Source organism: Mitsuaria sp. TWR114, from assembly GCF_007997345.1.
This window is the reverse complement of sequence record NZ_VOSR01000345.1, coordinates 1-5,929: the sequence shown is the minus strand read 5'-3', so window position 1 is coordinate 5,929 and position 5,929 is coordinate 1. Positions and strand designations below refer to the sequence as shown.

At 69.1% G+C, this 5,929-nt stretch carries 5 protein-coding genes; 3 read left to right on the top strand and 2 right to left on the bottom strand.

Features of this window, described 5'->3' with window-relative positions:
• From FUT87_RS13550 to FUT87_RS13540, 3 genes are all read left to right on the top strand, one after another.
• On the top strand, window positions 1-1,074 hold a 1,074-nt coding region (locus FUT87_RS13550), incomplete at its 5' end, for a GGDEF domain-containing protein (RefSeq protein WP_147241363.1).
• Window positions 1,075-1,328: 254 nt separating this feature from the next.
• Window positions 1,329-2,570 (top strand): cation:proton antiporter, encoded by a 1,242-nt coding sequence (locus FUT87_RS13545; protein WP_255489866.1) that lies wholly within the window; start codon window positions 1,329-1,331, stop codon window positions 2,568-2,570.
• The gene (locus FUT87_RS13540; protein WP_091730910.1) at window positions 2,567-3,703 is read left to right on the top strand and encodes a YbdK family carboxylate-amine ligase; all 1,137 of its coding nucleotides are present in this window, start codon (window positions 2,567-2,569) and stop codon (window positions 3,701-3,703) included. Before FUT87_RS13545 ends, FUT87_RS13540 begins: the two co-directional genes overlap by 4 nt.
• 72 nt (window positions 3,704-3,775) lie before the next feature.
• Here the strand turns inward: FUT87_RS13540 and FUT87_RS13535 are convergent, their stop codons facing one another.
• Together FUT87_RS13535 and FUT87_RS13530 are read right to left on the bottom strand one after the other, a co-directional pair.
• The gene (locus FUT87_RS13535; protein ID WP_147241361.1) at window positions 3,776-4,957 is read right to left on the bottom strand and encodes an ATP-binding protein; all 1,182 of its coding nucleotides are present in this window, start codon (window positions 4,955-4,957) and stop codon (window positions 3,776-3,778) included.
• Between the two features lie 217 nt (window positions 4,958-5,174).
• A complete protein-coding gene (locus FUT87_RS13530) occupies window positions 5,175-5,858 on the bottom strand; it encodes a nucleotidyltransferase family protein (RefSeq protein ID WP_255511820.1) in 684 nt (227 codons plus the stop codon).
• Window positions 5,859-5,929: the final 71 nt, after the last annotated feature.

Here is a 5,929-nt window from a genome sequence, read left to right as displayed (position 1 = left end):
CGCGACCTGCGCGTGGCGGTCTACACCAACCTCGATCCCGGCCGCTACCGGCTGCGGGTGCGCGGCACCAACCGCAACGGCGTCTGGAGCCCACTGGAGCTCAGCATCCCGGTGCGCGTGCTGCCGGACTGGTGGCAGACCTGGTGGGCCCGCACGCTCGGCGGCGCGGCGCTGATCGCGCTGGTCTATGCGCTGGTGGCGCTGCGCACGGCCTACCTGCGACGCTCGCAGCTGGCGCTGGAGATCAAGGTGAAGGCCCGCACCGCGGAGCTGGAGCGGCTCTCCGCCGACCTGCAGGCCAAGAGCGTGGCGCTGGAGGAATCCAGCCTGTCGGATCCGCTCACCGGCCTGCGCAACCGGCGCTTCCTGACGCAGCACATCGAGGCCGACGTGGCGCTCGCGGTGCGTCGTCACGAGCAGGCGCGCGACGACGGCTATGCGCCGCCCGACGATGGCGACCTGATCTTCTTCCTGCTCGACCTGGACTTCTTCAAGGCGCTCAACGACCGTCTCGGCCACGCGGCGGGCGACGCGGTCCTGCAGCAGATGCGCGGCCGGCTGACCGCCGTGTTCCGCGAGGCCGACTACCTGGTCCGCTGGGGCGGCGAGGAGTTCCTGATCGTGGCGCGCGGTACCTCCCGCCGGCATGCGGCCGAGCTCGCGGAGCGCGCGCGGCTGCAGGTCTGCGGCGCGCCCTTCGAGCTCGGCGAGGGCCGGCAGGTGGGCGTCACCTGCTCGGTGGGCTTCGCGGCCTTCCCGCTCTCGCCGGCGTTGCCGCGCGCCCTGGACTGGGCCGCGACAGTGGCCCTGGCCGACGAGGCGCTGTATGCGGTCAAGCGGGCCGGGCGCAACGGCTGGGAAGGCGTGACCGGCATCGCCGGGGCCGTTCATGGCGTCGACGTCGCGACGAGCTTCGCGGGGGACGTGACGGAGCTCGAGGGCGCATTGCGCCAGCGTTCGCGCGGATCGATGGCAGACTGGCTGGCCAGCGGCGACCTGAAGGTCGTGCGCTCTTCGCCGCCGGCCGATGCCGGAGCCGCCGTCGCGCGGCCGATCGAGGCCGGCAAGTCCTGACCCTGGACGCTCGGCCGCGCTGGTCCCCCCAGGGGCGGACCCGCCAATTGCCGAGCGCTGGATGAGAACGGCACGAGCGCGGCAAATGGCGCTCCCGCCGAGTGCCGATGACCGGCAATCGGTAAAGCCGACAAGTAAAGGCTGCCAGCGCCTGCCCCGGCTTCGCTCCATGGCGACCGGAATGGCCCGATGATCGGGGGCTTCCCCCGGCCGGATTGGCCGCCGTCCACGAATCGAGGAGAACCTTCGTTTTGATGAACGACCTTGCGAACTTCCTGCAGTTCAGCGCCTGGCCGCCGCGCCCGGACTGGCTGTTCTGGGCCTCGCTGACCATGGTGGCCGCCGGCGTGCTCGGCGAATTCGTGAACCGCCGCCTGGGCCTGCCGCGCGTCGTCGGCTACAGCGTCGTCGGCATGATCCTGGCGGCGCTGGGCCATGGCATCTTCGCCAACGGCGCGCTGGACGCGCGCTTGCGGCTCGTCGTCGACCTGGCGCTGGCGCTGCTGCTGTTCGAGATGGGCTCGCGCGTGAACCTGCGCTGGCTGCGCAACAACAAGGCGCTGCTCGGCGCCAGCGCGGCCGAGGCCGCGGTCAGCTTCGTCGTCGTCGGCTACGGCCTGACGCTGCTGGGCGTGAGCCCGCTGGTGTCCATCAGCTGCGCGGTGCTGACGATGGCCTCGAGCGCCGCGGTCGTCGGCCGCGTCGGCGCCGAGCTGCGCGCGGCCGGCCAGGTCAGCGAACGCATGCTGGCGCTGACCTCGCTGAACACGATCTACGGCGTGCTCGCGCACAAGCTGCTGCTGGGCTGGCTGGCGCTGGACCAGAAGGGCGACTGGCTGGAGGCCGTCGCGCAGCCGCTGTATGCCTTCGTCGGTTCGGTGATCGTCGCCGCGCTGCTGGCGCGATTGACGGCCGGCCTGATGCGGCGGCTGGACCTGCGCAACGAGAACTCGGTGCTGATGCTGCTGGGCCTGGTGCTGGTGGCGCTGAGCGTGGCGCGGGTGCTGAACCTGTCCACGCTGCTGGTGCCGCTGCTGGCCGGCATGATCCTGCGCAACACGACCGAGCGGCCCTGGGTCTGGCCGCGCCACTTCGGCACGGCGGGCGGCGTGCTGGTGCTGATGCTGTTCGTGGCGGTGGGTTCCGCCTGGACGCTGCAGGCGCTGGCCGCGGGCGCGGTGCTGGCGCTGGCCCTGCTGCTGCTGCGCCTGTTGGCCAAGGCGATCGCCCTGACCGGCATGGCGCGGCTGAGCGGCATCGACACCCGCCAGGGCGTCGCGCTGGCGGTGTGCCTGAGCCCGGTGTCGGGCACGATGCTGGTGCTGTTCAGCGAGGTGCAGCTGCATCACCCGCAGACCGCCGCGCTGCTGGCGCCGGTCATCCTGTCGACGATCGCGCTCATGGAGCTGGTCGGACCGATCGCCGTCCAATGGGGCCTGCGCCTGGCCGGCGAGCATCACCCTGAAACCCCTGTGAAGGAGGCTGCGAAGCGATGAGCCTCGAACCATTCGCCACATCCAAGCCCTTGACGATGGGCGTGGAACTGGAGCTCCAGATCGTCAACCGTCACGACTACGACCTGATGCCGGGATCCAAGGATCTGCTGCGCGTGATGAAGGGCGAGACCCTGCCCGGCGACGTCACGCCGGAGATCACCGACTCGATGATCGAGCTCTGCACCAACGTCTGCACGAACTACGAGCAGGTGCTGGAACAGCTGACGATCACCCGCGACGCGCTGGTGCGCAGCGCCGACAAGCTCAACCTCGGCCTGTCGGGCGGCGGCACGCATCCCTACCAGCACTGGAGCAAGCAGCGCATCTTCGACAAGCCGCGCTTCCAGGAGATCTCCTCGCTCTACGGCTACCTGAGCAAGCAGTTCACCGTCTTCGGCCAGCACGTGCACATCGGCTGCGAAGGGCCGGACCATGCGCTGCGGCTGCTGCATGGGCTGTCGCGCTTCATTCCCCACCTGATCGCGCTGTCGGCATCCTCGCCCTACGTGCAGGGCAACGACACCGGCTTCCATTCGGCGCGGCTGAACTCCGTGTTCGCGTTCCCGCTGTCGGGGCGCGCGCCCTTCGTGCTGACCTGGGACGACTTCCTGGTGTTCTTCGAGAAGATGACGCACACCGGCGTCGTGAAGAGCATGAAGGACTTCTACTGGGACATCCGTCCCAAGCCCGAGTACGGGACGATCGAGGTGCGGGTGCTCGACACGCCGCTGACGATCGAGAAGGCCTCGGCGCTGGCGGCGCTGATCCAGTGCCTGGCGCGGTGGATCTCGCACGATCACCCGTTCGCGCTGCACGAGGACGACTACCTGCCCTACACCTTCAACCGTTTCCAGGCCTGCCGCTTCGGATTGGACGGCACCTTCGTCGACCCGAAGAGCGGCGAGCACCGCAGCCTGCGCGAGGACCTGAACGTCACGCTGCATGCGCTGGAGCCGCACGCGGTGGCGCTGAAGGCCGAGCCGGCGCTGCGCTACGTGCGCGAGGAGATGCGCTGGCAGGGCAACGACGCGACCTGGGCGCGCGGCGTGGTGGAGAAGGAGCAGTTGCTCAACGAGCTGGTGCGCCAGCAGTGCGAGCGCTGGGCCGGTCGGCCGGTGGCGAACGCGCGCTGAGCGCCGCACGTCGGGATTCGACCCCGGGGTACCTGGTGCGGCTGGCGGGAGCACGGCGGCCTGCCCTGCCGCTCACGCGGCCTTCTGCCCCATCACCGTGACGCGCCAGGTCGAGTTCGTCAGCAAGCCGCCTTCCTCCAGCGCTTCGCGGATGCCGAACTCCTCGAGGGCGTAGACACCATGGACCGAGCGCCACAGGAAGCCCTTTTCCTTGAGCGCATCCAGGGCCGCCTGCACGGTGTGGAGGTTGATGGGCTCGGTGGCTTCGTTCCCGTCGTCCACCTCGATGACCATGCGGTAGGTATCCATCGTCCGTGTCCAGAAGGGGACGAAATTACGCCCCTGCGCGGCCAGGACGCGGAGCACGGCTGACTGCAACGGGCTGAGCAGGCCGACCAGCGCCAGCAGGTTGTGGATGCGGGCCCGCGCGCGGGATTCGACCGCCTCGGCGAAGGTGGCGTGTGCTTCGTCGGCCGTCCAGTCGCCACGCGCGGCCAGTGCGCTCAACCCGGCCTGCATCCACTCGGGGCGATGGCCCGCGCGATCGAAGATGGCCATGAGGCCATCGACCGTCAACGCCGCGGACGCCGGCGCTCGATCGCGCACCCAGGCGAGATAGTCGGCGCCCAGCACGGGGAATTCCTGCATCGGTGCGCAGAAGAAGGCCTGGTCCTTCCATTCGACGAGCATCGCCAGCTTGTTGCGGTTTGAACCGGTGGCGACGATGCGCAAGCCGTGGTGCGGACCCATGTTCAGTTTGTCGCGCGCGGCTTTGAGCGCGTACAGGACGTTGCTGCCTCGTGCCGTCGTGATCGCATGCTGCGCTTCGTCGATGATCAGCACGATCATCCGCCCGCATTCATCGGAGAGCGCGGCCAGCGCGCGCGCCAGGGAGACCTGCTTGCCGAGGCCGACACGGTCCATGGTGAAGGCCAGTCCTCCGACCTGGACGCGCTCCATGCCGGCCGCGCGGGCGAAGCGCAGGACCACGCCGTCATGGCGGGCCATTTCCTCGCGAATGGCTTCGGTGATGACGTCGCCCGGATCCTGATCGCGCTCCTGCCAGAGATCGGCGTAGATCACGATGGCATCGCGCTGCCTCAATTCGGGGCAGAGATCTTCTCGAAGAAAGGTCGACTTCCCGGTGCGTCGGCGGGCGCCGAGGAACAGACCCGAACTCGCGGGCGCGAGATCGTCATCCAGGATGTGCGTGGCCAATTCGGCGGCCAATTGGGTGCGATGAAAAACTTCCACGGACGGGACTCCAGATCGGTGAGACAGGCGGAGGGGCCAATCGCGATGCCGATTCGGCCAGCCACGATTGGAAGCGGAGCCTGGATGCTGTGCGCATCCGGCGGCGCCGTGTCTGATCTCGATCAAGGAGGTCCTGGACCTCCCTCCTCAGCAGGTGTCCCGAGCGAAAGGAGCGGTTGGTGTCAGCGCGGGGTCAGGCCGTGTCAGCGCCCAGCGGTCAGCCCCAAGCGTTGAGTTCTTCCAGCTGATCCGGCGACCCCACGTTCGCCCAAGGCCCGGTGTAGAGCTCCGCGGTCACCGCGCGCGCCTGGATCGCGCGGTCCAGGCTGACGCGGATGCGCTGGTGCTCACCTGGCTGCACGCCGTCGAAGAAGGCGCGCTTGTAGAGGCCGATGTTGCTGTAGACCTCGAGGTTGCCGTTGATCGTCGCGAAGCCGGCCGCGTCGATGCCGAAGTCGCCGGTCGGATGGCGCGGCTGCTTCGGCACGAACCACAGGTGCGCCAGCAGCGGGCTCGCCGCGAAGGCCGCGGCCTGGGCCGGATCGAAGACGAAGTCGGGAATGAAGATGTCCGCCGAGACTGCCCAGAAGGCCTCGTCGCCGTCGGCGCACAGCAGGTCTAGTGCCGTCGCGATGCCGCCGCCGGTCTCGAGCGCGCGGCCGTAGCGCGCGCCTTCATGGCTGTAATGCAGCCGCAGGTCCCAGCGCGCGCCGTTGCCGAGCGTCGCCTCGAACTGCTCATGCAGCCATGCGGTGTTGATGACGACGTCGCGGATGCCGGCGCGGGCGAAGGCCTCGATGTGCCATTCGATCAACGGCTTGCCGCGCACTTTCAGCAGCGGCTTGGGTGTGTGGTCGGTCAACGGCCGCATGCGCTCACCGCGCCCGGCCGCGAGGATCATGGCTCGCATCGATTCACCAGAAAAATTAGCCGGCGAGTTTAAAGCGCTCCCCTCTAGTGACCCGCCGCGGA

Bases quoted from the DNA above. Each gene is read 5' to 3' on its own strand.
- FUT87_RS13530 (WP_255511820.1), bottom strand. From the start codon at position 5,858: ATGATCCTCGCGGCCGGGCGCGGTGAGCGCATGCGGCCGTTGACCGAC.
- FUT87_RS13545 (WP_255489866.1), top strand. From the start codon at position 1,329: ATGAACGACCTTGCGAACTTCCTGCAGTTCAGCGCCTGGCCGCCGCGC.
- FUT87_RS13540 (WP_091730910.1), top strand. From the start codon at position 2,567: ATGAGCCTCGAACCATTCGCCACATCCAAGCCCTTGACGATGGGCGTG.